Genomic DNA, 26,468 nt, shown 5'->3' on the forward strand with positions numbered 1-26,468 from the left:
AAAGAAGGGCAAAGATGGACGACTTTTACGCCGCCCGCAGCAGGGTTATCCCGCCGCTACCGTGGTCGACTTTCTCACCGCCGTTCTCAATTGCATTTTTAGTGGATTACGAAAATTTTTGAAAGACAGCAGGATGTAAGTAGAACCGATAATTCAAACACAAGAGCACGCTATGGTATTCGATCTGAACACTTATCTTTCTGAGATACGCCAGCAAACTCCCCCCAGAAACCGCTTTGAGGTTGCTCAGGATGCATACCTTGCCAACCGTCGACGCACGCTGGTGCGTGAAGCCAAAACGGCACGGCAGCACAAGCGCAAACAAACAACTATGTTCCTTCGGAGCAGAATTGCACTGATTTTGAATGCTTTCGCAATAAAGCTGCAATGCACCGCCGAACGATTGCATTCGAAGCACGTTTGAGCCATGTCCCAATCAGCCAACAGCTGCAGCTGATATCCCTTGTCACCGCGATAGTAGACATTGGTGCAATGCGCCGCATTCTCCGCATTGGGCTCGGAGCGATCGTTCGTTGAATTATGGTGAGTAACAGCACTGCGGACTTAGCGGGCGGCTAACTTTCGCTCTGCATTCAATTTAGTGAACGCGTCGAGCGTCCATTTGATCCCGTCAGTAGGTGAAACAGATGGGTAATCCGCCAAGAAATCGCGGATTGGCTGGTCACTCAAGTCAGCTGGGACAGGCAAGGATGTTCCGGAAGTTGTCATGCCATGATCGGGAGCGAGCTTGGATAGGATTTCCAACCCTTCTTCAACTGACATGCAAGTCCCGTTGAGGTCAAAAACGAGTGCTTCTTCTCCGTCGTTGCACACCGCTGCTATGAATGCAGCCGCTGCTTCACCCGCGTAAAGCCAGCTAATCGGTCCGCCATATGAGACTTGGAACGCTTCCCCCATTGCTACATGAGCCATTCCAACAGTGAATTCGGAAGTCATGCCCTGATCTCGTCCCACACCATAAACAACATTTGGTCTGATGCCGATGGAGGGTACTCCCCAGTCCAGCCAATACACTTTGGCGGTGTATTCATTCGCAAGTTTGTAAGCGCCGTAAAGTGTGGCAATCGTTGGTCCTCCAGGCGGCATACCATGAATTGCTGAGGAACTGGCATAAGCAAGCTTTTTAATGCCGTTGTGACGCGCCGCTTCGAGTACATTTATCGTACCTTCGACATTGACTCGAGCCCCTCGCGCTGGGTCGGCTTTGCAGAACGGGATCATAAGACCGGCGAGATGAATAATGCTTGTGATGTTTTTCGTTTTGCAAAAGTTGCTGAGAACTTCCCCGCCTGTAACATCCAAGGTCTCCCAAACGACCGCGTTGGCTTCTGCTTCTCCAATCAACAAAGACAAGCGTGAGCGATTGTCCTCCAAGTCGCAGGCGATGACTTGAACACCGGATTGATGGAGTATTGCGACCACCCAAGAGCCGATGCACCCACTGGCTCCCGTGACCAAGACGGGCCCAACCACACGCGCGGGATCAACCAAGAATGGCTCCGTAAGAGACATCATTTGAGTTTCCTTTACTACCAGCGGAACAACTATCGTCTAGTTCATCAAAGCAGTCGACATATAAGTGTAAGTCCCGCTTTGGGCTCGGAGCAGCCATCCAAGCACTTCGCTCGAACGACTGCTTTGCCTTGTTATCAGTCGGTGCCCGATTAATGGATCAATTTCTGCAGTTCCCTGTCAGTGCGGATTAGTTCATTGATCGTCTTGCGCATTTCCTCGATTTCTCTCGACCGTTCCCCATCCTTCCACGAAGGATGGCTTGGCCCAGCAGCGTGCCCACCTCTAGCCCCATGCATGCGACAAACACTCCAGCCCCGAACGGCGGGTGCGCGACATCGCTGGCCCGTGGACTTTGCCGTGGCGGTACATCTGGGCGCATTCCTGAGCCGTTTGGTGGGGTCCTTGAGGTTGTCGTCACTTTTTGTCATTGGACCGCCCACCGTTTTGAACGTTGCCAACAATAGCCTGACCACCTTCTTTGACCTCGACGCGTTCGACCCGGACGGTTTGATCTGCCTTGGAGCGATACCGTTTCAGGGTTTCAACCTGGCTTGTGAAGGTCCGTGCAAGTTTGTTAAGCGCCCGTTCTGCTGAATCTTGTTGCGGGAGAGTTTTTACGTGATTGAGCCTGCGTGCCATCATCATCGTAGCCTGATGGATCGCACTCATCTGGATCGCAAGCATGGCTTCAATCTCGTCTCGGGGTCTGACCCCAGCAACAACGGACATCACGAAGTTCGACGCGGTCTCAGAAACCGAGCTGTCCTGTTGTCCGAGAATTGCGACTTGGTCCATAACGCCTTCGAAGAACCGGTAATCAACGGTGCCGAGTTCATGCATCGCCAAGGCACAGGCTGCGTTTGGGTCTTTCCCTTTATGCCCAACCGTGAGCCTGCGTGTGTCTTCATCGAAGTCCAACTTGATGTCCGGGGCTTGAACGCGTGATCTCTTCCGTTCCTTCAAATCCGTAATCGCATTGGTTTCTGCTTCGGTAAGCTCGGAATTTTTTGTCAGCAGATCGTTACCATTGTCTTTCTGTGTCTTGCTCATATCCGCCTCGCGTAACAGGGAGTGGTTAGTATTAGTGTTCCGATTCAGAACCGAAGGACCGACAAAAAACCGGTCTGACGGGTTCTGATTTGGAACCATGGGAGGTCTTTGGGTTCTCAAACGGAACCACAGAGGATGCTGACGGGTCCGTCTCAGAACCGCGTTTTGTTTTTTCGGGCTGCCATAAGCGCCAGTCGTTGGTGGCGACTTTCTTGACGGACCGGGTCTGCGTCGGCTTGGTCGTCAATCGCCACTCATGGGCTTGGCGGTGATACCAGTTGCCTTCTTGCTCCAGCACAAGGAAGCCTTTGTCCTGCAGATCCTCGAAAGCGCGTTGAACGGTGGCCTTGCCCAACCCCAAGATTTCTGCCGCTTCGTTCATCGACAGAAACACCTTGCCGTTGTTGCCACCGTTGTAGCGGGTGTGAAGCTCAAGCCAGAGCTTCACGGCAGGTCCGGACAACGACCGCCATGCCTGAGATTTAATCATGGCATAAGGCAGAGGAACATATTGGCCCTCATCCGATCGTTTACCCGCAGGGGGTCGCCGCTTACTCATCGCGACATCTCCGCTGGAAATGCTCGGGCACCGCGCCCAGTTCTGGAATATCCCAGCCGATATGCGCCCGGACGAGCCGGGTTAGGCCGGATTTGGACACACAGTACCCGAGCGTGTCCCAGGCCGCTCCCCCGGCCTGAAAATGGGGCCTCTGACGCTGAAACAGCCATTGGATACTGTCCCGACAAACTGCGACGCGGTAAACACCATGGCGAAAGAGCTCGCCGCTGTAGTTCTCAGCAGTTTCCCGATGATCGGTTCGAGAAAGAGGGCCAGTGTCTGGCCCCCTGTCGAGACTCGTGCTGTTCGGCTTGGAGAAGGACATATCAGCCATGCTCGATCCGTCCTTTCCGCACGATCACCCGTTCAACCGATTGGCTCAGAGGTGACCAGTAGTAACGGCGCTCGTTTTGTCTTGTCGGCGCGGGGCATCCTGTGGCATCAACTGAACTTGCTAGGGTGGCAGTTGATGTCACTGGAAAAGCCCCATCTCCGCGCTTGGAGTTGGGGTTTTTCATTATGCAGCCTCGTTGTTAGGATCGGTGCGCCGAGCCGTAAGCCAGGCGTTCAGATCGGCGCCGTGATAGGCAATCCGCCGACCGATGCGGATAAAGGCCGGACCACACATGCGGTGGCGCCATTGAGCCAGCTTTTCGCGGTTTCCCAGCAATTGCATTTCAGGGTCTTCTGGGAAATAGACCCGGTCTTCATTGAAGACGTTTGCCATCGTTGAAATCCTCTTGGATCAGTTGCGATGGCTCCCAATTATGGGCAGAATAGATCAATTGTCAGCAATGAAAAACAAGCACTTAAGCGCATTTACAGATAGCGTCTATCACCTAGCCAACCCTAAGCTTCTTTGAAACCTGCTAGCCGGTTTTTGGGAATAGTGCTCTATACTTTGATCGAAACCTTTCTTCGCTTGCGAAAGAGGTAATGTATGCTTCAAGTTGCCCTTTTCCTTGCGACCAAAGCGAGGGATTTTCCGTCGACGCATCAACCAACGCCAATTTGGCAACGTCAATCGGCTTCATCCTTGATAATGCGGGATTTACCTCCACCAACTGCTGGATATGGGCAAAAAGATGGTCCAAGCGCATTTGTTTTCTATCTTTTGACTTTCCCTTAAAGCCTCGCTCACGATAGCTTTGCTCATACTCATAAGCTCGTCGCGCGTCTGGCTCGAGGGTCGCCAAGTTTTGAGCACTCGAAAACAATCTACCCACACAAAATCCGAGCCGGAAAACCCAGTCTAGCCTTTCATCATCCTCGATAATGTTTTGAGCAAGAAGCCTGATTTGTAGTGCTGCGACTACGTCAATTTCTAATCTATCGTAGGATCGCTCTGGATCTATCGCAAAAGGGTCTAGCTCGAGCTTTTCGGCTAAGTCACTTAAGTGTTTCAACTCGATTTCAACACCAACTGCATTATTACTCCTGATGTGATCGAGGCAATTCTGGAAGCTACCGAATTCTTCCTCAAAGGTATCTGAGCGGATGAGAAAGCGACGTATGTTTAGGCCCGACTGGCGAATTGCCATAACGTGACCGTCAAATTCGCCTCCTATTGCAACAAAAATTACATCGACCACTGAGCTGGTAACTACGAGTGGCCCGTGTTCCTCTAAAGATTTGTAAAGATCATCGTACGTCTTGTATTGCTCTTTTGGCCGATAACCGCTTGCAAGTGCCTTACCTCTCATTGACTCTTTTTCTGACACCCAGTGGATCATTTCGAGATCTGGAATCTCGGAATACACATCAATCGGCTCTTTATCCGTCAATTTTGGGTCCCTCCCGCCGCTCAACACGCCACAAATTCACACCACTTTTCAATCAACTTTCGCCGCCTTTCCAACAAATCCGACCGCGCGTAAGCCCGCTCCACATCGGTCCCAATCTGATGGGCCAAAGCCGCCTCTGCCAGTTCTCGAGGCGCGTTTGCAGACTCCGCCGCCCAATCTCGGAACGAACTGCGGAAGCCATGCACAGTGACGCCATCTTGCCGCATCCGGCGCAGTAGCATCAGCATGGACATGTTCGACAACGGCTGATTCCGCTTTTGCCCCTCGAATACATAGTCAGAGGCCAGCGCGCGCAGCGGCTCCAGAATGGCCAGCATTTCGTCAGCGAGGGGCACGCGGTGGACCTGCCCGCCTTTCATGCGCTCCGATGGTATGGTCCACAGGCGCGCATCGACGTCGACCTCGGGCCATTTCATCTCCAGCACCTCTGAGGTTCGACAGGCGGTCAGAATGGTGAACTGCAACGCCTTGGCTGCCATGGCTGAACGGGTCTGCAACTCGGCATAGAACGCTGGCACCTCCTGCCACGGCATTGCGTCATGGTGCTGGACCTTGGCTTTGACGGTGGGCAGCACTTTACCTTCGCGGATAGCGGTCACCGGGTTCTCGCCCGAGCGGAAACCCTTGGATTTTGCCACGTCGAGCACCGTCTTGATCCGCTGGGACAATCGCTTTGCAGTTTCGTGTTTCTCGGTCCAGATGGGGGATAGGCACATCAGCACTTCGGGCTGATCAATACTGTCGACAGGCATACGGCCGATCTTGGGGAACGCATAGTCGCGCAAAGTGTTGAGCCATTGCTGGCCGTGCTTGGCATTTTTCCATGTCGGCAAGCGGTCGATATGAACCTGTCGGCTGAGTTCTTCGAAGGTCGGGATTTCGCGTTGGGCATTGAAGCGCGGGTTCAAACCGGCCTTCGCCATTCGCCTGTATTCGAGCGCTCTTTCTCGGGCATGGTTTAGTGTGACAACATCAGCGCCACCTAACCCGAAATCCGTGCGTAGCGGAGCGCCCTTGCGGTTCTTCTGTCCTTTGACCGTTACGCGTACGATCCAGCGCCGTGCGCCTGATGGATCAACAACAAGGTACAGGCCAGAACCGTCGCCATGCCGACCCGGACCGAGATTCTCTACCAGCTTCTTTGTTAGCTTTCCGCTGAGCGCAGCCATGAAAATACCACAAAATATACCACTCAATGAAAGTATAGTGGTGCAATCGGATAAAATCCAATGAAACACGCTAGTGAGACTACAGCCATAAAACACAGAGGTTTAAGCAACCTAGTGTGGTTCATCATAATTCGAGGAAATTACCAAGTGGCGGACCGAGGAGGATTCGAACCCCCGACCCCTTGATTCGTAGTCAAGTACTCTATCCAGCTGAGCTATCGGTCCGCGTTGGTGAGGCGCTATGTAGACCCACCTCAGAGGACGTGCAAGTCGATTCTTCAAAAAAAAATTAAAAAGTCACGTCGCCCTGCGGCAGGCGAATTTCAAAGGTGGTTCCCTCTGGCCCGGTGTCTTTCAAAACCAGATCCCCGCCATGTCCGCGCACCAACTCTTGCGAGATAGCAAGCCCAAGGCCCGAGCCCCCTTTGCGCACCCCACCCTGAAACGGCGTGAACAGGTTCTCGCGTGCCTTGGGCGGCAAACCCGGTCCATTGTCCCGTATCTCGACACACCAGTCATTTTCATGAACACACCCGGCGATGGTGATTTTGCCCGGCTTGCCAGAAGCCACCAACGCCTGACGTGCATTGCGCACCAGATTCATCATGACCCGAAAAATCTGTTCCGGGTCCGCGCGGGCCACGAGGTTTTCGGGCACCTCGTTCACGATCTCGACGCAGGCATCGGCCACAGCCAATTTCTCGCTGGCCACCACATCTTCGGCAACATCGCGCAAGGGCACCATGGTCAGTGTCGGCGCTGGTTCTTCCGCACGACCGAAGGCCAGCGTGCTTTCGCATAAGGAGACCGCGCGCGTGATGGAATTCACCAGTTTCGGCGCCATGCGCCGCACGAGCGGGTCATCACTGCCCTCAATCCGATCGGTGAACAGCTGGGCCGAGGTCAGGATGTTGCGCAGATCGTGGCTGACTTTTGCCACCGCCCCACCCAGCTGCGCCAGTCGTTCCCGTTGTTTCAGAGCCTGAGTCAACTCGGTCTGCAACTGTTGCAGCGCCTCTTCGGCCTCGCGCAGTTCGGTAACCTTGGAGTTTGGCGAGATGATGCCGCGCGCATCCTCGGGGGCCCCTGCGTAGCGCTGCATGTACCCCACAACGCTTTTGATCGGTTTTACCAAGACAACGCGCACGGCAAGGAACAGGAAAAAAGCAGTAATGATCGAGATGACAAAAGACAGCCCCAGAATCCGCAAGCCATAGTCGGTCATCGCCATCCGTAGCGGCATGGTATCGATGGTGACTTCGATCAGCAGCCCAGCGCCTTTGACCGGCTCACCTATGACCCGAATGACTTCATTTTCCGGGGTAAACAGACGGCTGAGGGCATCACGGATCAGAATCCACGGTCCAGCATCCCGCAAGTCATATGTATTGGTGATCGCCTCGGGGATAGGAGAGGACAGCATAAGTTGCCGCACCTCATCCCGGCGCAACACCACATTATAAACGCCCGCATTGGCCAGCAGCTCGGCTTCAAGGTCTTCGGCCAGCATGTCATCGGCCAACAGCGCCAGCGAAGCGATCTGCGCCCGCTCAAGCCGGTTCAGCAGGAAATCCTCGCGAAAGCGCGCGATCGAGGGCACAAAGATCAATACCTCGGCCAACATCACGAAGACCGTCGTCAGGATCAGAAATCGGCCCGACAGCGAGTTCACTAAGCTCTTCCTTTCCGATCAGGGTATCCAGCGCTGGACGAACCTGACCACTCGTTTAACCGTCTGATTATCAAACAGCCTTGGCGTGAAATAGGCACCCGCCACCCGTTTGTTAAGCTCTCCGATCGTCGGATAGGGCGAAACCATCGCAGCGATCTGCCCCATCTTTAGGTTATTGGCCAAGGCCAGCGACCACAAGTTGATCAGTTCGCCCGCCTGATGCCCCACGATTGTAGCCCCCACGGGACGGCCTTTTACGACCATGACCTTAATAAAGCCTTTTGTTTTCCGCTCTGAGATGGCTCGGTCGTTGTGGTGATAGTCGAACCGCGCGATTTCCACCCTGTCGCCATGTTCATCACGTGCCTGCGCCTCGGTCAGGCCGACCTGCGCCAGTTCCGGGTCGGTAAAGGTGGCCCAGGGGATATGCGCTGTTTTCGCCTTGGAGGGCAGCCCGAACAGGGCGGAGCGGATGATGATCCCTGCGTGATAGCCGGCCACATGGGTAAACTGCATCCCGCCTGCAACGTCGCCGATGGCATAGACCTTGCGGTTGGTCGTGCGCAGCGTCTCATCAACCTTGATCCCGGTGCGGGTCGGTTCGACACCTGCAGTTTCAAGGTTCAATCGGTCGGTATTCGCTTTGCGCCCGGCGGCCAGCAGCAAATGTGAGCCCGAGAAAATATCTCCATTCTCGGTCACAACCTCGACCACGCCTTTTTTGTCGCGGATCTGCGCGACCATAGCGTTTTCGTGGATCGCCACCCCCTCGGCGCGCAATGCATCCAGCACGATTTCTGCCGCTTCGGGGTCATCCTTACCCAGCGCTCTCATGCCTTCGATCACGGTTACTTCGCAGCCAAGCCGGATATGCGCCTGCGCCATCTCCATCCCGATGGGGCCGCCACCGATAATCAGCAAGTGTTCGGGCTTGTCGCGCAAGTCAAAGATGGTCTCGTTGGTATAGTAGGGCACCTGATCCAAACCGGGGATGGGCGGCACCAAAGGCGACGATCCGGTGGCGATCACCACACGCCGTGCGGTGATCAGGTGATCCCCTGCCTGCACCTGCGTCCGAGAGACGAAGCTGCCATATTCCCGGATCACCTTGACCCCGAAGCCTTCGAACCGTTCCTGACTGTCCATTGGCTCAATCTGAGCGATTACGTCATGCACGTGATCCTTAGCAGCGGCATAGTCCACCTGCGGCACCACATCGGCCACGCCCAGCGCCACCGCATGCGCCTGCCCATAGGCCGCCTTACCACTGGCAATCAGCGCCTTCGACGGCACACAGCCAAAGTTCAGGCAGTCGCCGCCCATCTTATGACCTTCCAGCAAGATCACATCCGCGCCCATCTGACTGGCCCCGGCTGCAACGGACAAGCCACCTGACCCGGCCCCGATCACCAGGATATCGGTTTTCAGTTCTTGCATGAGATCAGGCGTCCTTTTTGCCGCGCAAGGCTTTGATGACTATTGGCAATGCCGCCAGCACACACAAGCCCAGGATCGGGCCGATGACGAAAGGCTCCCACAGCAGCGAGACATCCGGCGTTTCGCCTCGGTCGAACACACCGCCCAGCCCGACGCCGATCCAAGTGTAAACGATGCCACCCGGAATAATGCCCAGCGCCGTGGTGATCAGGAAGTTGCGGAACTTTACGCCGACCAGCGCTGGCACCAGATTGGCCACGAAGAACGGCACAACCGGCACGAGGCGCAGCAGGAACAGCACTGATATCTCATTCTCGCGCAACCCGTCCTTGAGCTTCTTGATCGTCCCTTCCGAGGATTCCAGCCGCGCCGTCAGGGATTCGCCCAGCCCCCAACGGGCGGCCAGAAAGATAGCCGACGCGCCGACGGTTGCTGCAAAAACGTTAAAGACGGTGCCGGCGAACAGGCCGAACAGAAACCCTCCGGTCATTGACGCCACTGCGGCGCCGGGCAGCGAAAAAGCCACAATCACGATATAGACCGCAATGAACATGGCGGCCATCGACCAGTAATGCGTGTCACGCCATTCCAGCAGCGCCTCGCGGTTGTCGCGCAGCGTCTCAAAGGTCAGGTAATCACCCAAGGTGAAGAAACCCACCGAAGCTACGGCGAGAATCACCAGCAAAGGAATATGTCGCGCAAGCCCGCTGCGCGGGGCCTGAGTTGTATCGCTCATGACGCTGTCCGGTTTTGTGCGTTTCATTCTGCCTCCAACATGCGCCGTCGCAGCCCGATGCAACAGGCACCTCACGCTGCGTTGATGTTTACAGCCGCGAATGTGAGGGATAAGGCCCTTAAACCCGCTATTTTGAAACCTTTTGTGCGCTGCGGTTACAGAATTGTTGCAAATAGCGTCAAAACCCCCACCTAGGGGTTTGACTTACCCCCCGCTACCCAGTAGAGGACGGGCTTCGAACACTTGGGCCAGGCGAATCCGCGCCGCACCCCACCGTTATTGATTGGAGACGGAGCGATGAAACGCACCTATCAGCCTTCGAACCTGGTTCGCAAACGCCGCCACGGTTTCCGCGCACGCATGGCCACCAAGGCTGGCCGCAAGATCCTGAACGCGCGCCGCGCACGTGGCCGCAAATCGCTGAGCGCGTAAACCGCTCACCGATCAGGTAATGAACATGACGCCGCCGGAGGCCCCTGTGGATGGTAAGGACCACCCCGGGGAAACGCCCCCGGCGGCGTCCGTTTGCGCGCCTGAAACATTGATCGTTCTAAAGAAACGGTCGGAATTCCTGAAAGCCGCCCGCGCGCGCAGGCAGGGCACGTCATCAATGATGGTACAGGCCCGGAAACGTGCCCCGGACGAGGCGCCGGGAATTCGTGTCGGGTTCACCTGTTCCAAAAAGGTCGGAAACGCCGTCGCTCGCAACCGCGCCAAAAGGCGTCTGCGCGAAGCCGCCCGCGCCGTGCTGCCCGTTCTGGGGCAAGCAGGCTGGGATTACGTCCTGATCGGTCGCGCCGAGGTCACAGCTGCGCGTCCGTTCGAGGCTTTGCTTGGAGATCTGCGCTATGCCCTGCGCAAAGTGCACGGGCCAAGGAAATGACTCTGCTGGCGCATATCTTCGCTGCGCCCGTCCGGGCCTATCGACTGATCTTCAGCCCATGGGTCGGGTTTAACTGCCGCTATCAGCCCACATGCTCGGCTTATGCCTTGGAAGCGCTGGAAAAACATGGGGCAATCAAGGGCGCGTGGCTGGCTGCGCGGCGGATTGGCCGCTGTCATCCGTGGGGTGGCACCGGATATGACCCGGTGCCTTGCTGCAACAAAGACGGTTGTAAGTGACCTCGATCTGATTGCGCGTGCATGCCCTGCCGTAGCAACCGGCCACTTGCCCGGTTGTATCAACTGCTGTAGGTGCTGCGCATGTTTGACGAAGCTGACGATATCCACCCGCTCTTTGCCGGCGCGCCCTCGACCACCGAGTTCAAGAAGCTGCGCAAACGCATTGTGCGTCAGACCCGCGAAGCCATCGAGCACTACGGGATGGTGGACCCGTCCGCACACGACAAGGACGGCAAACCACCCAAATGGCTGGTCTGCCTTTCAGGCGGCAAGGACAGCTATACTCTGCTGGCGGTTCTTCATGAGCTGAAATGGCGCGGTCTGCTGCCCGTCGATCTGCTGGCTTGCAATCTGGATCAGGGTCAGCCCGGTTTTCCGGCAACTGTTCTGCCAGAGTTTCTGGAACGCATGGGTGTCACCCATCGTATCGAATATCAAGACACCTACTCGGTCGTCATGGACAAAGTTCCGCAGGGCCGCACCTATTGCGCCCTGTGTTCGCGCCTGCGTCGAGGCAACCTCTACCGCATTGCACGGGAAGAGGGATGCTCGGCCGTGGTGCTGGGCCATCACCGTGACGATATCCTCGAGACCTTCTTCATGAACCTCTTCCACGGCGGGCGTCTGGCGACCATGCCGCCGAAACTGGTGAACGAAGAGGGCGACCTGTTTGTCTTCCGCCCGCTGGCCCACGTCGCCGAGGCCGATTGCGAGAAATTTGCCACCTCGATGAATTACCCCATCATCCCCTGCGATCTGTGCGGTAGTCAGGACGGGCTGCAACGCCAGCAGGTAAAGCAGATTCTGGACCAATGGGAAAAGAACAGTCCCGGGCGGCGTCAGGTGATTTTTCGGGCGCTGACCAACGCGAGGCCTTCGCATCTGCTGGACCCGAAACTGTTCGATTTCGTAAATCTGGCGCTGAACCCTGGCAAAAAAGACGAAAATTCGGGTGAAATTCCACAGTTGCGTTAACGTCTGACTCAGATTGGTTTTTTACGGTTGCACTAAACGCGCCATGCCCAACCTAGAGGCCAGAAAACCGATGTGGAAACGTATCTCAATCGAACGCGCTTTCGACACTCTTGCGTCCGTTCTGAACGGCCCGGCTGCGCTGGCTTTTGTTCCAGCTATCAGCCTTGCGGCCTTCTGGATAGGAGGAGAGCGCGCGCTGGTGATCGTTGCCCTCAGCCTGCCGCTGGTATTTTTGGGCGCTGCAACAATAGAAGCGCGGACTGCCAAGAAACACCACTTGCGCAGTCCGCCTGGTGGTTTGATGGCAACGGACATTTTTGCCGCCGAATTGGAAGGCATCTTCAAGTCATGTTCAATCAGCGGTGCAGACTCGGCCTGCATCATAGTCTCTTTGGATGGGTATTCGGATTTTCTGGATCTGCATGGGAACGCGGCCGCCAATCACCTGGCAGATCAGTTCGGCCGCCGCATCCTATCGGCCGTTCGCTCACAGGACATCGCGACTCGCCTGGACCAGGAAAAGATCGTAATCGGCCTGCCCCCCTCCCATCAACTGGACCTTGAAGTCTGCATTCAGATGGCCGGACGCATTCAGGCGACCGTTGAGGACCCTTTTACGCTGAATGGTGCTGGAATGTACGTGTCTTGCTCGATCGGGTTCAGCTTGTTGTCCGGTATGGAAGAAGAATACGAAGATTGGATCGACGCCGCCTCAGCCGCGCTGAATGAAGCCCAGCGTAATGGGCCATCGTCAATTCGTGCATATTCCGACGAAACCCGCCGCCGCTCGCGCATTCGCGCCAACCTACGTAAAGAATTCGAAACAGCGTTGGACAACGGCGACATCCGGCCCTGGTTTCAGCCTCAGATTTCAACGAACACCGGGCAGGTCACTGGATTCGAGGCTTTGGCGCGTTGGGAACACCCGCAGAAAGGTGTGCTGGGGCCGCAAGTTTTTCTGCCTTTTGCTGAACAGTCTGAATTAATGGAAAAATTCGGCCAAACGATTCGGCATTACGCCTTCGCGGCCATGCGCGACTGGGACCGCGCGGGGGTCGTGGTGCCGCGGATTAGCGTGAATTTCTCGTCCGAGGAACTACGTGACCCAGCCTTAGTCGACCGCCTGAAATGGGAACTGGACACAAACGACCTGACCCCGGACCGGCTGGCGGTTGAGATTTTGGAAACGGTCTTTTCGCGCCGCCCTGATGATGTGATTACCCGCAATGTGACCAGCATGTCCAAGATGGGCTGTTGCATTGATCTGGACGATTTCGGCACCGGTCACGCGTCGATTGCGTCGATCAAACGCTTTGACGTGGCTCGGATCAAGATCGACCGGTCCTTTGTTGCCAAAGCGGATCGCGATGCCAGCCAGCAGCAACTTGTCAGTGCGATCCTCACAATGGCAGAACGTCTGAATGTCGAAACCCTTGCCGAAGGTGTGGAGACCAAGGGTGAGCACGCCCTGATGGCGCAACTGGGATGTGATCACGTTCAGGGCTTTGGGATCGGCAAGCCAATGCCGTTTGAAAAGACACTGGATTGGATGGCCGCGCATCAGTTCAAGGTCAACGAAATGCCGAGGATAGGGCGGAAGACAGGCCTGTAATCGCTGATTTACGCCAAAGATACGCCATCCGTGACGAAATGACAGGCGATTCCGCTTGACCTTTGGGCCTGCACTCTGTTGAACCCAGCGGGTGTGTTTCACTGCTTAAGGTGGCTGTCCCCGATGGACGATCAGAACAAGAATCTCATCCTTGCAACCGCGCTCAGCTTTCTCGTGATCCTTGTTTGGTTCGTGCTGTTCCCACCACCGGAGCAGACGACCGTGCCGGAAGGGGCCGAGATTGCCGCCAGTGAAGGCAACGAGGTTCAGACACCCAGCGCAGCTGGCACAGGCACTGTCGGCGAAGCTACCGCCGCCGCCGAAGAAACTCTGCCGGAAGAGCAGGCTCCTCGGGTTGAGATTGACACTCCCCGTCTGCAAGGAAGCCTGTCGCTGTCGGGCGGTCGCATCGATGAGCTGTTCCTGAAGGATTACAAGGTTTCCATCGACGATGGTGCGCCGATTGTCGAGCTGCTGTACCCGGTCGGATCGGACTCTGCCTACTATGCTCTATATGGTTGGGCCCCGGGCGCCGGAGTTGGGGGCGCGGACGTGCCCGGCCCGAACACGCTGTGGACGGTCGAACAGGGTGAAACTCTGGGCGTCGACACACCGATCACGCTGAAATGGGAAAATGATACGGGCCTTACCTTCCGCCGCATGATCTCGGTGGACGAAAACTATATGTTTACCGTCACCCAGTCGGTCGAAAACAATTCGGCCACCGAGGTTGGCATGGCCCCCTACGGCATTCTGGCCCGCCACGGGATTGGCGAAGACGGCGATCTGCCCGGTCTGAAAAACTTCTTCATCCTGCATGAAGGCGTGATCGGGATGGCTGATGGCACGTTGGCCGAGATCGACTATGGCGATGTCCGCGATTTCGACATCGACCCGAACGAGCGCGCGCAGGCCGAAGTCTTTCAGGTCAAAGAAGACGGCTGGATCGGCTTTACCGACCATTATTGGATGACCACGCTGATCCCCGAACCGGGTACCGCGTTCAAGGCCGCCGCAAAATACGACTCGCGCCGCAAAATCTATCAAACCGAAACCGTTCTGCCGACTCTGACAGTAGCCCCCGGCGCGACGGAGGAGGTCACCACGCAGCTGTTCGCAGGTGCCAAGGAATGGGCAACCATTCGCGAGTATCAGGCGGAAGGTGTTCAGAAGTTCATCGACAGCATCGACTGGGGTTGGTTCTTTTTCCTGACCAAGCCGATCTTCTGGTTGCTGCACAACATCAATTTGCTGATCGGCAACATGGGCTGGTCCATTATCGGCCTGACTCTGATCATCAAGGCAATTCTGTTCCCGCTGGCGTTCAAGTCCTACGTCTCGATGGCGAAAATGAAGGAACTTCAGCCACAGATGGAAGCCCTGAAAGAGGCCGCAGGCGACGACCGCCAGAAGATGCAGCAGGGTATGATGGAGCTGTACAAGAAAGAAAAGGTGAACCCCGCCGCGGGCTGTCTGCCGATCCTGATGCAGATCCCGATCTTCTTCTCGCTGTATAAGGTGATCTTCGTCACCATCGAACTGCGCCAGGCCCCATGGTTTGGTCCCTTCCAGGACCTGAGCATGCCGGACCCAACTTCGATCATGAACCTGTTCGGACTTCTGCCATGGGCCGGTCCAGAACCCGAGTCGCTTATGGCGCTGATCTTCATCGGTATCCTGCCGCTGCTGTTGGGTATTTCGATGTGGCTGCAGCAAAAGCTGAACCCGGCACCGACTGACCCCACGCAAGCGATGATTTTCGCTTGGATGCCCTGGGTCTTCATGTTCATGCTGGGCAGTTTTGCAAGCGGGCTGGTTGTTTACTGGATTGCGAACAACACGATCACGTTTACGCAGCAATACCTGATTATGCGCAGCCAAGGCTACAAGCCGGACGTGTTCGGCAATATCAAATCCGGCTTTAAGCGCACACCAAAGACGGATGATAAATGACAGCTGAAGTGACCCAGCTTTGGCGGCATCCGATCAAAAGCCATGGTCGCGAAGCCGTCGAAACCGTAACCGTGAACCCCGGGCAGACCATGCCCGGGGATCGCGTTTGGGCGGTCGCGCACGAGGCTTCCAAGGCGGATGGCTCGGGCTGGGTTCCTTGCGCCAACTTCAGCCGGGGTGCCAAGGCGCCGCAACTGATGGCGATTTCGGCGCGGTCAAATGGGAATATGCTGACTTTGTCCCACCCGGACCGCCCGGATTTGACCTTTGCCCCCGACAGCGAACAGCAGGTCTTTCTTGATTGGGTCAAACCGCTGATGCCCCCGGACCGAGCCGCATCCGCGCGTATCATTCGGGTACCGGGGCGCGGAATGACAGACAGTGACTTTCCCTCAATCAGCTTGTGCAACATGGCCTCGCATCGCGCGGTCGGCCAAAAGCTGGGGCAAGACCTGTCGATAAACCGCTGGCGCGGCAACATCTGGTTCGATGGTCTGCCTCTGTGGGAGGAGTTTGAGTGGCTGGGCCGCGACCTTCAGATCGGCGACGCTGTGTTTCGCATTCGTGAACGCATTACGCGCTGTCTGGCGACAACAGCCAACCCGGAAACTGGCGCGTGTGACGCGGATACGCTGGGCGCACTAGAGACTTGGGGTCACAAGGACTTTGGCGTCTATGCCGAGGTTCTTGAGGGCGGCGCAATTTCGGTTGGCGATAAGGTAGAACTGCTATGAACACCCTTCCCTTCCCCTTGGCCGAAGATCCCGATGAGTTCGCGCAAGAGCGTGGGCGAAAGTTGTTTGCAGGTGAATCCGAGTTCGTCAAAGGTGTAGTCGCCATGAATGGCCTGCCCGCGCCCGACCGGCTAGAGGTCTGCTTTGCGGGCCGTTCAAATGTTGGCAAATCCAGCCTGATCAACGCTCTAACCGGCACCAAGGGGCTGGCGCGTGCGTCCAACACGCCGGGCCGCACGCAAGAGATCAACTTTTTCACCCAAGGCCCCGAACTCTATCTGGTCGACCTGCCCGGCTATGGCTATGCCAACGCGCCGGTGAAGGTGGTGGAAAAGTGGCAGCGGCTGCTGAAACAGTACCTGAGCGGTCGTCAGACCCTGCGCCGGGCCTTTGTCCTGATCGACTCACGCCATGGGGTGAAACCGGTCGACGCCGAGATCATGAAGCTGCTGGATACCAGTGCCGTGACCTTTCAATGTGTGATGACCAAAGCCGACAAAGTCAAAGCCAAGGATCGGGAAAAGGTGCTGGAGCAGGTGCGCGGAGCACTGTCGAAACATCCCGCCGCCTACCCGGAGATTGTGCTGACCTCGTCTGAAAAGGGCGATGGCATCCCCACACTGCGGTCTATCATAGCCCACCTGGAATAGGTTCGCCCTTGGCAGCACCCTTCAAAGGTCCTAACACGGAACTTCAGAGGGATAAGCAGCCATGAAGACACGAGATATGAATCGGGACTGGATCGCCACCGCCGCCACTTTGAACAGCGCTCTGCCGTACCTACAGCGCTATGATGGGGCAATCGTCGTTATCAAACTGGGCGGCCACGCCATGGGCAGCGACGAAGCGATGGAGAGCTTCGCCCGCGACGTCGTCCTGATGCGTCAGGTCGGTGTGAACCCGGTGATCGTGCATGGTGGCGGGCCGATGATCAATGCAATGCTGGATCAGCTGAACATCCAGTCCGAGTTTGTTAATGGTAAGCGTGTGACAGATAAGGCCACCGTCGAAGTGGTCGAAATGGTTCTATCCGGCCTCGTGAACAAGCGCATCGTGCAGGCGATCAACGGTCAGGGTGGCACCGCCGTGGGCTTGTCGGGCAAGGACGCCAACCTGATCGTCTGCGATCAGGCAGATCCCTCGCTTGGGTTTGTCGGCTCTCCGTCCGAGATGAACCCGGCTATCCTGCATAACCTGTTCTCGCACGACGTGATTCCGGTGATTGCGCCCTTGGGGGCTGGCAAGAATGGTGAGACCTTCAACATCAATGGCGACACCGCCGCCGGGGCCATCGCATCCGCGCTAAAGGCAGACCGGCTGCTGTTGCTGACGGATGTTTCTGGTGTGAAAAACGCAGGTGGAGACGTCGTGACCGAGTTGAAAGCCGGTCAGATCCGCGAAATGACGATGGATGGCACGATTGCAGGCGGCATGATCCCCAAGACCGAAACGGCGCTGGACGCCCTGCACAGCGGGGTCCGCGCAGTGGTTATTCTGGACGGACGCGCGCCCAACGCCGTATTGCTGGAACTGTTTACTGAACACGGTGCCGGATCGCTGATCCGACCCGATTGATCTAACCCGCAGAGGAGAGATGACCGGACATCCCCCACCATCCTCTTACGCGGCGGCAGTCAGCTATGGCTGGGTCATGCGCGCGGCATATCAAGCGGGCCTGATCGTCATGGGCGCGACGCATCCACGACTAAGTGGTGCCAAGGGGCTGGACGGGGGAACTCTGGTTCTGTTGGGCGCGGGTGCCGCTTTCTGGCCTGTCCTGAAGGCGTCCCCAGAATGGTCGCGGCCGGACCCGGTGGACCGCTGGTCCAGCAGCGTCATTGGGCAGATGGCTCAGGATCTGGGCGCACAGGCACACTTTCCGTTTGGCGGACCACCATATGCGCCCTTTATCGACTGGGCGCTGAAATCCGGTCGCACCTTCAGCAGCCCGGTCGGCGCTTTGGTGCATGATACGGTGGGCATGATGATCTCATACCGTGGGGCGCTGCATTTCGCGCGGGAATTCGACATCCCCGAAAGCAGCGGCACGTCACCTTGCACAGATTGCCCGGCTCCCTGTACCCATACCTGTCCGGTCGGTGCACTGAACAGTCAAAGCTTCTATGACGTCGACGCCTGCCACGGCCACCTCTCGACCGCCGAAGGGCAAACCTGCATGAGCGGTGGTTGCCTTGCACGGCTGTCCTGCCCGCTCAGCGCGGGTGCTGGGCGCGACCCGGAACAATCCGCCCATCACATGAGAGCTTTCCACCCGTCATGACCCGCACCCTGATCCTAACCCGCCACGCGAAATCCAGTTGGGGAGACCTGTCGCTCGACGATCACGACCGCCCCTTGAACAAACGCGGGCGCAAATCGGCCCCGGCGATCGCCAGATGGCTGCGCGAAAATGGCTGGTTGCCGGATGAGGTGCTCAGCTCGACCTCAACCCGTACGCGAGAGACTTGGGACAGGATGGGCCTGCAGGCCGATAAGGTCTGTTTTCACCGGGCGCTCTACCACGCGGCTTCTGAGGACATTCTACGCGAACTGTCAGGGGCAACGAAACCCACTGTACTGATACTGGGGCACAATCCCGGCATTGGTACCTTTGCCAGCCGTATTGTCCGGCAGGCCCCGGATCACCCTCGGTTTCATGACTACCCAACCTGTGCGACGACCGTGATCCGTTTTGATACCGACGACTGGACACAGGTCCGCTGGCACAGCGGAACCGTGCTGGGGTTCACCATTCCGCGCGAGTTGCTGGAATGAAAAAAGGCGGGGCAAAACCCCGCCTTTTCGTCACTTTCGCTGGGTTCAGTGACCCAGAATCTGGCTGAGGAACAGCTTGGTCCGCTCACTTTTCGGGTTGTTGAAGAACTCTTCCGGTTCGTTCTGCTCCACGATCTGACCGGCATCCATGAAGATCACGCGGTTGGCGACCTGACGGGCAAAGCCCATCTCGTGGGTCACACACAGCATGGTCATACCTTCCTCGGCCAGTTCGATCATGGTGTCGAGCACCTCTTTGATCATCTCGGGGTCCAACGCCGAAGTCGGTTCATCGAACAACATGATCCGCGGCATCATGCACAAGCTTCGCGCAATCGCCACACGCTGCTGCTGACCACCGGATAGCTGACCGGGATATTTCAGCGCCTGATCGGGAATCTTCACCTTTTCCAGGAAATGCATCGCGCGCTCTTCGGCCTCTTTCTTGGGCGTCTTGCGCACCCAGATCGGGGCCAGCGTGCAGTTCTCCAGAATGGTCAGGTGCGGAAACAGGTTGAAGTGCTGGAACACCATGCCAACCTCGGACCGGATCTTGTCGATGTTCTTCAGGTCATTCGACAGCTCGGTCCCGTCCACGATGATCGTGCCCTGCTGGTGTTCCTCCAGCGCGTTCAGGCAGCGGATCAGGGTGGACTTGCCCGATCCCGACGGCCCCGCGATAACAATCCGCTCGCCCTGATTGACGGTCAGATTGATGTCGCGCAGCACGTGAAAGGAGCCGTACCACTTGTTCATGTTGGTGATTTCGATGGCGACCTCGTCGCTCACCTGCATCTTGGAGCGGTCGATTTCGCGTTCAATTGCAAGTTCAGACATGTGTTGAACTCCTTAACGGTGGCCAGTCTGAAGCTTGCGCTCCAGGTACATGGAATAACGGGACATGGAGAAGCAGACGACAAAGAACAGTACGCCAATAAAGGCAAACAGTTCCCAGTAGACGCCGTTCCAGGCGGTATCGGCGCGTATGCCGTTGGTCAGGCCGATCACGTCGAACAGACCGATGATCGAGACCAGTGTCGTATCCTTGAAGATACCAATGAACGTGCTCACGATGCCCGGGATCGAGATTTTCAGCGCCTGCGGCATGATGATCAGCCGCTGCGCCTGCCAGTAGTTCAGACCCAGACTGTCTGCGCCCTCATACTGACCACGCGGCAATGCCGCCAGACCACCCCGGATCACCTCGGCCATATAGGCGGCCGAGAACAGGGTCATCATGATCATCACCCTCAGGATGATGTCAAAGTTGGTGCCCGGCGGCAGGAACAGGTTCAACAGCAGCGAGGCCACGAACAGCAGGGTGATCAGCGGAACGCCCCGAATGAATTCGATAAAGCCCACGCACAGGTATTTGACAATCATCAGGTCGGACTGACGACCCAACGCCAGAACGATGCCGATGGGAAGCGAAACACCAATGGCAACAACACCCAACAGGATCGCCAGCATGAAGCCACCGAAGTCACGGCTTTCGACAGTCGCTATACCAATCGGAATGACAGAGTTGATTGCGTCAGCAACTGCGCCAGCGGCAAACAGCCACCACAGAATGGGTAGCGCAATTGCCAGGATTAACGCCGTCAGGGACCCCGCCATAGGAAGCACGACCTTGTAGGCGAAATACCCGATGGCAAATCCGGCAGCGACCATCAGTGGCCCCCAGATGCTGCCGCCCCACATCAGCCAAGGCAGAAGGAACGGATAAGCCGCTGTTACGATCAACAGCTTACGCGGCACTTTGGTGAACAACACTGGCGCAATAGCAACCAGCAACAGGATGAAGGTCAGGTTAGGCCGGAAATAGGCGGGCCAACCACCCGATTCAGGTGGGTTGGACCACGTCGCGTCCGGATGCGCCGGATAAGGTGGATAAAACCCATACAGCAACTGCAGCCACCGGTCCTTGATCACGCCCCAACAGGCGTGACCATGGGTGTCGCCCCATGTGGCCATCATGATCTCACGACATTCCGAAAGGGAATTGGCATTCCAAACGGATTCGAAAGTCCAAGACAGAATGTTGGAGAGCACATAGTAGATGAAGACCAGCGAAACGATTGTCAGAATCGCATTCAGCCAGCTTGAGAACAGGTTATGCCTGATCCATCCCAGCACACCGACCTCGGATGCAGGCGGTGCCTGTTCCGGCAACATTTCCGTGCGGACAAATGAAACATCACTCATATTACCGCTCCACCAGTTTGACACGGTTGTTGTACCAGTTCATCACCGCCGAGATGCTCAGAGAGATGGTCAGGTAGACCAGCATCAGCAGAAGAACGCATTCCAGCTCACGTCCGGTCTGGTTCATGGTGATACCACCCAGCGTACCCGTGATATCCATATACCCGACCGCGATCGCCAGCGACGAGTTCTTGGTCAGGTTCAGATAGTTCGAGATCATCGGCGGGATGATCACCCGCAAGGCCTGCGGCAGGATCACCAGACGCATGGTCCGGCCCGGGCGCAGACCCAGTGCGGATGCGGCCTCGGTCTGACCCTTCGAGATGGCCAGAATACCGGCGCGAACGATCTCGGCAATGAAAGCCGCAGTGTACAGCGACAGGGCCAGCCACAGCGCGATCAGCGAGTTCCGCAGATGGGTGCCGCCGGTGAAGTTAAAGCCCTTCAACTCGGGGTAGCCCAGATGGAAACCCAGTGCGCCCAGCAGGATGGCCGACGGCACGAACAGCAGGCCCAATTGGATGTGCCAGATGGTCGGACGGTCGCCCGTCTTTTCCTGCGTCGCGTTGGCCCATGCAGAAACCTTCCGCATGGCAAAGATGCTGCCGCCAAGCACGATCAGGAACGCGATCAGGTCCAGAGAGACGTCAAACCGCAGGCTCGACGTGCCGAACAGGTGGATGTCACCCAAACCGCGCGAAAACAGGAATTCGGGGATGTAGACCCCGCGATTGGTCACAGCGACCGTGCCGAACAGATCCATCGTCGCTTCTGGATTTTCACCCCGGAAGGCGCGCGGCGCAGGCAGGCTTTCGATCAGGATCGCCATGGCGAACACGATCCAAAGCAGGACCGGAACGTTACGGAACATTTCAACGTAGACCGTCATGATCCGCGCAATCAGCCAGTTATTCGACAGCCGCAGAACACCAACCATGACGCCGATGACCGTTGCCGTAATACAGCCCAGAACTGCGACAACCAGCGTGTTCAGCAGCCCGATAAAGGCCGCACGCAGGTGGGTATCGCGCGAGTCGTATTCCAGCAGACGTTGGTTGATGTCATAGCTGGCTGGCTCGGCAAAAAAATCGAAACCGACTGTTCTGCCCAGCGTTTCGAGGTTCTGGATCGTGTTGTTGATAATCCAAGCTGCCAGAAGCATGAAACCGATCATCGCGATGACTTGGATAGTCGCAGATCGATACCGCGTATCGTAAAGGAGCATGGACAGCCGGAAGTGCTCCTTCGGCGGGTCAGTGAGTGTCGTCATGACCTATGTTTTTCCCCGTTCATCCCGTTCGTAGCCGGCGAAGTTGGTCTTCGCTCAATCTATTCGGGAGTGTTTCTTATTTAAGGAAAAAGGGCGCGGGTTGCCCTGCGCCCTTTTCCGTGGATTTTAGCGGAACGGCGGTGCGTACAGCAGGCCGCCATCGGTCCACTGTGCGTTCAGGCCGCGTGCCAGACCAATCGGAGTTTCCTCACCGATGTTCTTGGCAAACACTTCGCCGTAGTTGCCGCCGACTTTGATCGCGCGCTGTGCCCAGGTCGCGTCCAGACCCAGCATCTCACCCAGAGTGCCTTCGCTGCCCAGCAGACGGTTCACTTCGGGGTTGTCGGTGCCAGCCGCCATCTCGTCGATGTTGGCCGAGGTCACGCCCAGTTCTTCGGCTGCGATCAGCGCGTTCAGGGTCCAACGGACCACATCGCCCCACTCGTGATCGCCGTGGCGGACCAGCGGGCCCAGCGGCTCTTTCGAGATGATTTCGGGCAGGATCACGTGATCTGCTGCGTTTTCGAAGGTGGCGCGGGTTGCCGCCAGGCCGGATGCGTCAGTGGTGTAGACGTCACAGGCACCAGCCAGATACTGCTGCTGCGCTTCGGCGTTGGTTTCGATCGGAACCGGCTCGTAGCTCATGTTGTTGATGCGGAAGAAATCCGCCAGGTTGAGCTCGGTGGTGGTACCGGTCTGAATGCAGACGGTTGCGCCGTCCAGTTCCTTGGCCGAGCTGACGCCCAGCGCCTTGGGAACCATAAAGCCCTGACCATCATAGTAGTTGATGCCGACAAATTCGAACTTCAGGTCGACGTCGCGGCTGAAGGTCCAGGTGGTGTTACGGGCCAGCATGTCGATCTCGCCCGACGCCAGCGCGGTGAAACGCGTCTTACCGGTGGTCGGAATGAATTCAACAGCGGTCGGATCGTCCAGAACGGCGGCTGCAACCGCGCGGCATACGGCCACGTCAAAGCCCTGCCACTCGCCGTTGGCGTCCGGGCTGGCAAAGCCGGGAACGCCGGTCGCCACGCCACAGTTCAGTTTGCCGCGCGCCTTGACATCATCGGCAGTCCCCGCCGCAGCCGCGCCAGCAGCCAGGCCGGCGATGGTTGCCACGCCCAAGATTACGGATTTTTTCATTTTTACCTCTTCCTGATTATCCGCCCCGGTCCTGGGACGGCTCTGTCCGGCACCCTTGGCACCAGAAAGGTTTCCCCAAAGGTGTCTCCCCTTTAGTGGGCTTGAGTTTGGGCGTATTCATAAACAAACGTCAAGGCCCGGATCAGGGAAAACGATGAGTCAATTCAAGGATGACTCATCCAATGTCGGAAAATCAGGCCTCGAGGGCTCAAACCGAGAGGTCAAAGAACCGTTTCGCGTGCAAAAAAGCCGCCTTTTTGGTCTCCGCAGCCGCGTGGGCTTCATCATCGTGGCCCCATTGTTCTATCTGCCAAAGTTCGTCGAGCCTGGAAATTCCCCATATTTCATCCGCGCTGCGCCAATTTTGGGCAGCGGCAAAACCGAGAATGAGCGACCCTGAAAGGCTGACCAGATCGTGGAATGCAGCCATTTGAAAGTCGTTAAGCCCGTAAACGCGCTGTCTGAGGACGGCCAGAGCGGCAGACGGCTGAGGATGATGCAAAACACCGGCTACGGGCAGCAACCGCGCCGAAAGCGCCTCGGCGGCCCAGTCCAGCGCCGGGTCCCAGTGCGCAGCCTGTCGCTCCTGCAACTCTTGCGGGTGCGTAGCGCGGTAGCACAGCAGGTCCGAATCGCCGTAGTCGGCCAGCATTTCCGCAACCTCGGCGTGTTGGTGACGAACCTTATCGATTGCAGCATTTGCCGAACGGGTAAACGGCATCGAGGTCGGGTCGACCTCTTTCTTTTGTGCGTCCCATTCAGCGGCGACCTCTTCGGCCATGGCACGCGTCGGCAGGATCAGTGCCGCCTTGGCCGGAGTTTTCACGCGGCGACCATCCAGTTCAACGGTATAGCCGACTTCGGCTTCGGCCACTGCACTCTCGGTCCAAAATCGTTTCGGCTTCCAGTCGCTCATTTTTCAGTCCAGATGTCATCCAGCGCGCGCGGCAGCTGATCAAAGGTTTCAATTACGCGGGTTGCCCCGTCCAAAGCAGAGCGGTCGTGGTACCCCCAGGTCACGCCAACACTCGCCACCCCGGCGGCGCGGGCCATGTCCATATCGAACCGCGTGTCGCCGATCATGGCCGTATTGGCGGCCTCTACCCCGGTTTCGCTGCGGGCTGTGTCGATCATTGACGGGTGTGGCTTGGACGGATGGTGGTCGGCAACCTGTCGGGTCACGAAATAGCGGTTCAATCCGTGGGCCTCCATCAACGCATCCAGTCCGCGTTGAGATTTACCGGTGGCCACACCCAGCAGAACCTCGGGCACCGCATGCAACGCTTCAATCGCATCCATCGCCCCGGGGTAGAGGGGAGAACTGGCCGCCCCCTGTTCAAGCCGATGTGCGTGATAAGCCTGTTTGTAGCCTTCGACCAGTCGCTGCTGAACAGTATCTGAGTGCTCTGACGCCAACCGCGCCATGGCGATGGGCAAGGACAGACCAACAATGGACAAGATGGTCTCACGCTCTGGCACCGGCAGGGAGAGCGCATCGAAACTGGCTGTCATTGCCGCAACGATGCTGCCCTGACTGTCGACCAGCGTGCCGTCAACATCGAACAGCACCAGACGCAAGGGTTTGCTCATTGCAACTCCTCGAACGGGTCGTCCGCGGCCAAGTCCTCGGTCCAGCCGAAGGTGTCCCAGCTGTGTTTCATATGTTCCGGCAACGGTGCAGTCACGGTGATGGTTTTGCGTGTCACCGGATGCTGGAATGTCGCTTGCCGTGCGTGCAGGTGCAGTTTTTTGCTGATGATCCCGCCCAGTTGCGCGCCCCAGCCATCGCCCAGGTTTTCCTGCCCCGAGCCACCATACTTGCCGTCACCGATGATCGGATGCCCAATCGCGGCCATATGCGCCCGCAGCTGGTGGGTGCGGCCCGTGATCGGCTCCATCGCCACCCACGCCGCGCGCCCGGCTACCCGGTAGAGCGTCGCATAAAGCGTATGCGCCCGTTTCGCGCCCGGCGTATCGTTGACCTCGTTCATATGCACGGGGACCATCTTTTCGCCTTCGCCCTGCTTGCCATGGCCGGACGCCTTGACCAACCCGGTCTTGATCTCGCCCAGATATGGCGTCGGCACACCGGCGACCAAGGCCCAGTAGATCTTGCGCGTATCACGGTGACGGAACGCTGCCGTCAGCCCTTTGGCCGCCTCGCGCGTGCGGGCCAACAGCAGAACACCCGACGTGTCCTTGTCCAATCGATGCACAAGACGGGGGTTTTCGTCATAGCCGAACCTCAGCGCCTCGGACAGGCTGTCCACGTGGCGGGTTTGGCCGCTGCCGCCCTGCACCGGCAGGCCATGCGGTTTGTTCAATGCCAGAACGTGATCGTCGCGATAGATCACGCAAGACTGGATCATCTTGGCATCGGCGTCCGAGATGCGCTTTTTGACCTCAACTGGCTTGTGATCGGCATCCGGCAGCGGCGGAACGCGCACGACCTGACCGGCCTCCAACCGGGTCGAGGCCTTCACCCGACCGCCCTCAACCCGCAGTTCGCCCTTGCGGCACATCTTTTCGATGCGGCCTTGGCTGACATGCGGAAACAGGCGACGCAGCCAACGGTCCAGCCGCTGGTCGCCGTCACCTTCTGCCACGGTGATCATCTGTACGCCGCTCATGCCGATATCCCCTGCGTCGCGCAGATCATCCGCGCGGTAAACCTGTCTGTCAGTGCCCTAGAAAACATGCGCGTCTGTGGCGTGC

At 57.5% G+C, this 26,468-nt stretch carries 28 protein-coding genes and 1 tRNA gene; 12 read left to right on the forward strand and 17 right to left on the reverse strand.

Going from position 1 to position 26,468, the window contains the following annotated elements; translation table 11 throughout:
* The first annotated feature begins 172 nt into the window (after window positions 1–172).
* A complete protein-coding gene (locus tag ACR0LN_RS19080) occupies window positions 173–424 on the forward strand; it encodes a hypothetical protein (protein ID WP_480431926.1) in 252 nt (83 codons plus the stop codon).
* 140 nt (window positions 425–564) lie between these two features.
* On the opposite strand, the gene ACR0LN_RS19085 is transcribed toward ACR0LN_RS19080, so the two are convergent.
* From ACR0LN_RS19085 to ACR0LN_RS19130, 10 genes are all read right to left on the reverse strand, one after another.
* Complete coding sequence (locus tag ACR0LN_RS19085) at window positions 565–1,536, reverse strand: NAD-dependent epimerase/dehydratase family protein (protein ID WP_480431928.1); 972 nt, start codon at window positions 1,534–1,536, stop codon at window positions 565–567.
* Between the two features lie 414 nt (window positions 1,537–1,950).
* A complete protein-coding gene (locus tag ACR0LN_RS19090) occupies window positions 1,951–2,586 on the reverse strand; it encodes a hypothetical protein (protein ID WP_480431930.1) in 636 nt (211 codons plus the stop codon).
* A gap of 31 nt (window positions 2,587–2,617) precedes the next feature.
* Complete coding sequence (locus tag ACR0LN_RS19095) at window positions 2,618–3,145, reverse strand: helix-turn-helix domain-containing protein (protein WP_480431932.1); 528 nt, start codon at window positions 3,143–3,145, stop codon at window positions 2,618–2,620.
* A 517-nt stretch (window positions 3,146–3,662) separates the two neighbouring features.
* Entirely contained in the window at window positions 3,663–3,872 is a 210-nt protein-coding gene (locus ACR0LN_RS19100) for a MerR family transcriptional regulator (RefSeq protein WP_480431934.1), read from the reverse strand.
* Window positions 3,873–4,014: 142 nt separating this feature from the next.
* Window positions 4,015–4,929, reverse strand: a complete 915-nt coding sequence (locus ACR0LN_RS19105; protein ID WP_480431936.1) for a hypothetical protein — start codon at window positions 4,927–4,929, stop codon at window positions 4,015–4,017.
* Between the two features lie 20 nt (window positions 4,930–4,949).
* Window positions 4,950–6,119 carry a tyrosine-type recombinase/integrase gene (locus ACR0LN_RS19110; protein WP_480431937.1) on the reverse strand — a complete coding sequence of 390 codons (1,170 nt, stop codon included), beginning with the start codon at window positions 6,117–6,119 and terminating at the stop codon, window positions 4,950–4,952.
* A 148-nt stretch (window positions 6,120–6,267) separates the two neighbouring features.
* Window positions 6,268–6,344: transfer RNA gene (locus ACR0LN_RS19115), tRNA-Arg, on the reverse strand.
* A gap of 64 nt (window positions 6,345–6,408) precedes the next feature.
* A complete protein-coding gene (locus ACR0LN_RS19120) occupies window positions 6,409–7,791 on the reverse strand; it encodes a sensor histidine kinase (protein ID WP_480431939.1) in 1,383 nt (460 codons plus the stop codon).
* Between the two features lie 18 nt (window positions 7,792–7,809).
* Window positions 7,810–9,228, reverse strand: coding sequence for a dihydrolipoyl dehydrogenase family protein (locus ACR0LN_RS19125; RefSeq protein WP_480431941.1), 1,419 nt, complete (start codon window positions 9,226–9,228; stop codon window positions 7,810–7,812).
* Window positions 9,229–9,232: 4 nt separating this feature from the next.
* Window positions 9,233–9,964, reverse strand: a complete 732-nt coding sequence (locus ACR0LN_RS19130; protein WP_480432005.1) for a TVP38/TMEM64 family protein — start codon at window positions 9,962–9,964, stop codon at window positions 9,233–9,235.
* 297 nt (window positions 9,965–10,261) lie between these two features.
* On the opposite strand from ACR0LN_RS19130, the gene rpmH reads away from it, so the two are divergent.
* From rpmH to ACR0LN_RS19185, 11 genes are all read left to right on the forward strand, one after another.
* Window positions 10,262–10,396: a 50S ribosomal protein L34 gene (rpmH, locus tag ACR0LN_RS19135; RefSeq protein ID WP_005980833.1), complete on the forward strand. Its 135-nt coding sequence runs from the start codon at window positions 10,262–10,264 to the stop codon at window positions 10,394–10,396.
* 25 nt (window positions 10,397–10,421) lie between these two features.
* Window positions 10,422–10,847 carry a ribonuclease P protein component gene (rnpA, locus tag ACR0LN_RS19140; protein ID WP_480431943.1) on the forward strand — a complete coding sequence of 142 codons (426 nt, stop codon included), beginning with the start codon at window positions 10,422–10,424 and terminating at the stop codon, window positions 10,845–10,847.
* Window positions 10,844–11,086, forward strand: a complete 243-nt coding sequence (yidD, locus tag ACR0LN_RS19145; protein WP_480431946.1) for a membrane protein insertion efficiency factor YidD — start codon at window positions 10,844–10,846, stop codon at window positions 11,084–11,086. The genes rnpA and yidD overlap by 4 nt, the downstream gene beginning before the upstream one ends.
* An 81-nt stretch (window positions 11,087–11,167) precedes the next feature.
* Window positions 11,168–12,061 (forward strand): tRNA 2-thiocytidine(32) synthetase TtcA, encoded by an 894-nt coding sequence (gene ttcA, locus ACR0LN_RS19150; protein ID WP_480431948.1) that lies wholly within the window; start codon window positions 11,168–11,170, stop codon window positions 12,059–12,061.
* A gap of 43 nt (window positions 12,062–12,104) precedes the next feature.
* On the forward strand, window positions 12,105–13,673 hold the full coding sequence (locus ACR0LN_RS19155; protein WP_480431949.1) for a putative bifunctional diguanylate cyclase/phosphodiesterase: 1,569 nt from the start codon (window positions 12,105–12,107) through the stop codon (window positions 13,671–13,673).
* Window positions 13,674–13,796: 123 nt separating this feature from the next.
* Window positions 13,797–15,626, forward strand: a complete 1,830-nt coding sequence (gene yidC, locus ACR0LN_RS19160; RefSeq protein WP_480431951.1) for a membrane protein insertase YidC — start codon at window positions 13,797–13,799, stop codon at window positions 15,624–15,626.
* Window positions 15,623–16,360 (forward strand): MOSC domain-containing protein, encoded by a 738-nt coding sequence (locus tag ACR0LN_RS19165; protein ID WP_480431952.1) that lies wholly within the window; start codon window positions 15,623–15,625, stop codon window positions 16,358–16,360. Before yidC ends, ACR0LN_RS19165 begins: the two co-directional genes overlap by 4 nt.
* Complete coding sequence (yihA, locus tag ACR0LN_RS19170; protein WP_480431953.1) at window positions 16,357–17,010, forward strand: ribosome biogenesis GTP-binding protein YihA/YsxC; 654 nt, start codon at window positions 16,357–16,359, stop codon at window positions 17,008–17,010. Before ACR0LN_RS19165 ends, yihA begins: the two co-directional genes overlap by 4 nt.
* Before the next feature lie 61 nt (window positions 17,011–17,071).
* Window positions 17,072–17,935: an acetylglutamate kinase gene (argB, locus tag ACR0LN_RS19175; RefSeq protein WP_480431954.1), complete on the forward strand. Its 864-nt coding sequence runs from the start codon at window positions 17,072–17,074 to the stop codon at window positions 17,933–17,935.
* A gap of 19 nt (window positions 17,936–17,954) precedes the next feature.
* The gene (locus ACR0LN_RS19180) at window positions 17,955–18,641 is read left to right on the forward strand and encodes a ferredoxin (RefSeq protein WP_480431956.1); all 687 of its coding nucleotides are present in this window, start codon (window positions 17,955–17,957) and stop codon (window positions 18,639–18,641) included.
* The gene (locus ACR0LN_RS19185) at window positions 18,638–19,135 is read left to right on the forward strand and encodes a SixA phosphatase family protein (RefSeq protein WP_480431957.1); all 498 of its coding nucleotides are present in this window, start codon (window positions 18,638–18,640) and stop codon (window positions 19,133–19,135) included. Before ACR0LN_RS19180 ends, ACR0LN_RS19185 begins: the two co-directional genes overlap by 4 nt.
* 45 nt (window positions 19,136–19,180) lie before the next feature.
* On the opposite strand, the gene ACR0LN_RS19190 is transcribed toward ACR0LN_RS19185, so the two are convergent.
* The 7 genes from ACR0LN_RS19190 to ACR0LN_RS19220 all read right to left on the reverse strand — a co-directional run bounded on the left by ACR0LN_RS19190 (window position 19,181) and on the right by ACR0LN_RS19220 (window position 26,383).
* Complete coding sequence (locus ACR0LN_RS19190) at window positions 19,181–19,972, reverse strand: amino acid ABC transporter ATP-binding protein (protein WP_480431959.1); 792 nt, start codon at window positions 19,970–19,972, stop codon at window positions 19,181–19,183.
* A gap of 12 nt (window positions 19,973–19,984) precedes the next feature.
* The gene (locus ACR0LN_RS19195) at window positions 19,985–21,340 is read right to left on the reverse strand and encodes an amino acid ABC transporter permease (protein WP_480431960.1); all 1,356 of its coding nucleotides are present in this window, start codon (window positions 21,338–21,340) and stop codon (window positions 19,985–19,987) included.
* A 1-nt stretch (window position 21,341) separates the two neighbouring features.
* Window positions 21,342–22,610, reverse strand: coding sequence for an amino acid ABC transporter permease (locus tag ACR0LN_RS19200; RefSeq protein ID WP_480431961.1), 1,269 nt, complete (start codon window positions 22,608–22,610; stop codon window positions 21,342–21,344).
* A gap of 126 nt (window positions 22,611–22,736) precedes the next feature.
* Window positions 22,737–23,753: an amino acid ABC transporter substrate-binding protein gene (locus ACR0LN_RS19205; RefSeq protein ID WP_480431963.1), complete on the reverse strand. Its 1,017-nt coding sequence runs from the start codon at window positions 23,751–23,753 to the stop codon at window positions 22,737–22,739.
* Window positions 23,754–23,961: 208 nt separating this feature from the next.
* Window positions 23,962–24,669 carry an ATP12 family chaperone protein gene (locus ACR0LN_RS19210; RefSeq protein ID WP_480431964.1) on the reverse strand — a complete coding sequence of 236 codons (708 nt, stop codon included), beginning with the start codon at window positions 24,667–24,669 and terminating at the stop codon, window positions 23,962–23,964.
* Window positions 24,666–25,343, reverse strand: a complete 678-nt coding sequence (locus ACR0LN_RS19215) for an HAD-IA family hydrolase (RefSeq protein ID WP_480431965.1) — start codon at window positions 25,341–25,343, stop codon at window positions 24,666–24,668. The genes ACR0LN_RS19210 and ACR0LN_RS19215 overlap by 4 nt, the downstream gene beginning before the upstream one ends.
* Window positions 25,340–26,383: an RluA family pseudouridine synthase gene (locus ACR0LN_RS19220; RefSeq protein ID WP_480431967.1), complete on the reverse strand. Its 1,044-nt coding sequence runs from the start codon at window positions 26,381–26,383 to the stop codon at window positions 25,340–25,342. The genes ACR0LN_RS19215 and ACR0LN_RS19220 overlap by 4 nt, the downstream gene beginning before the upstream one ends.
* Window positions 26,384–26,468: the final 85 nt, after the last annotated feature.

The organism is Ruegeria sp. AA6 (assembly GCF_056542865.1).

Coding starts and splice junctions, on each gene's coding strand:
- ACR0LN_RS19080 (WP_480431926.1), top strand. CDS start 173: ATGGTATTCGATCTGAACACTTATCTTTCTGAGATACGCCAGCAAACT.
- ACR0LN_RS19085 (WP_480431928.1), bottom strand. CDS start 1,536: ATGATGTCTCTTACGGAGCCATTCTTGGTTGATCCCGCGCGTGTGGTT.
- ACR0LN_RS19090 (WP_480431930.1), bottom strand. CDS start 2,586: ATGAGCAAGACACAGAAAGACAATGGTAACGATCTGCTGACAAAAAAT.
- ACR0LN_RS19095 (WP_480431932.1), bottom strand. CDS start 3,145: ATGAGTAAGCGGCGACCCCCTGCGGGTAAACGATCGGATGAGGGCCAA.
- ACR0LN_RS19100 (WP_480431934.1), bottom strand. CDS start 3,872: ATGGCAAACGTCTTCAATGAAGACCGGGTCTATTTCCCAGAAGACCCT.
- ACR0LN_RS19110 (WP_480431937.1), bottom strand. CDS start 6,119: ATGGCTGCGCTCAGCGGAAAGCTAACAAAGAAGCTGGTAGAGAATCTC.
- ACR0LN_RS19125 (WP_480431941.1), bottom strand. CDS start 9,228: ATGCAAGAACTGAAAACCGATATCCTGGTGATCGGGGCCGGGTCAGGT.
- ACR0LN_RS19130 (WP_480432005.1), bottom strand. CDS start 9,964: ATGAGCGATACAACTCAGGCCCCGCGCAGCGGGCTTGCGCGACATATT.
- rpmH (WP_005980833.1), top strand. CDS start 10,262: ATGAAACGCACCTATCAGCCTTCGAACCTGGTTCGCAAACGCCGCCAC.
- rnpA (WP_480431943.1), top strand. CDS start 10,422: ATGACGCCGCCGGAGGCCCCTGTGGATGGTAAGGACCACCCCGGGGAA.
- yidD (WP_480431946.1), top strand. CDS start 10,844: ATGACTCTGCTGGCGCATATCTTCGCTGCGCCCGTCCGGGCCTATCGA.
- ttcA (WP_480431948.1), top strand. CDS start 11,168: ATGTTTGACGAAGCTGACGATATCCACCCGCTCTTTGCCGGCGCGCCC.
- ACR0LN_RS19155 (WP_480431949.1), top strand. CDS start 12,105: ATGCCCAACCTAGAGGCCAGAAAACCGATGTGGAAACGTATCTCAATC.
- yidC (WP_480431951.1), top strand. CDS start 13,797: ATGGACGATCAGAACAAGAATCTCATCCTTGCAACCGCGCTCAGCTTT.
- ACR0LN_RS19165 (WP_480431952.1), top strand. CDS start 15,623: ATGACAGCTGAAGTGACCCAGCTTTGGCGGCATCCGATCAAAAGCCAT.
- yihA (WP_480431953.1), top strand. CDS start 16,357: ATGAACACCCTTCCCTTCCCCTTGGCCGAAGATCCCGATGAGTTCGCG.
- argB (WP_480431954.1), top strand. CDS start 17,072: ATGAAGACACGAGATATGAATCGGGACTGGATCGCCACCGCCGCCACT.
- ACR0LN_RS19180 (WP_480431956.1), top strand. CDS start 17,955: ATGACCGGACATCCCCCACCATCCTCTTACGCGGCGGCAGTCAGCTAT.
- ACR0LN_RS19185 (WP_480431957.1), top strand. CDS start 18,638: ATGACCCGCACCCTGATCCTAACCCGCCACGCGAAATCCAGTTGGGGA.
- ACR0LN_RS19190 (WP_480431959.1), bottom strand. CDS start 19,972: ATGTCTGAACTTGCAATTGAACGCGAAATCGACCGCTCCAAGATGCAG.
- ACR0LN_RS19195 (WP_480431960.1), bottom strand. CDS start 21,340: ATGAGTGATGTTTCATTTGTCCGCACGGAAATGTTGCCGGAACAGGCA.
- ACR0LN_RS19200 (WP_480431961.1), bottom strand. CDS start 22,610: ATGACGACACTCACTGACCCGCCGAAGGAGCACTTCCGGCTGTCCATG.
- ACR0LN_RS19205 (WP_480431963.1), bottom strand. CDS start 23,753: ATGAAAAAATCCGTAATCTTGGGCGTGGCAACCATCGCCGGCCTGGCT.
- ACR0LN_RS19210 (WP_480431964.1), bottom strand. CDS start 24,669: ATGAGCGACTGGAAGCCGAAACGATTTTGGACCGAGAGTGCAGTGGCC.
- ACR0LN_RS19215 (WP_480431965.1), bottom strand. CDS start 25,343: ATGAGCAAACCCTTGCGTCTGGTGCTGTTCGATGTTGACGGCACGCTG.
- ACR0LN_RS19220 (WP_480431967.1), bottom strand. CDS start 26,383: ATGAGCGGCGTACAGATGATCACCGTGGCAGAAGGTGACGGCGACCAG.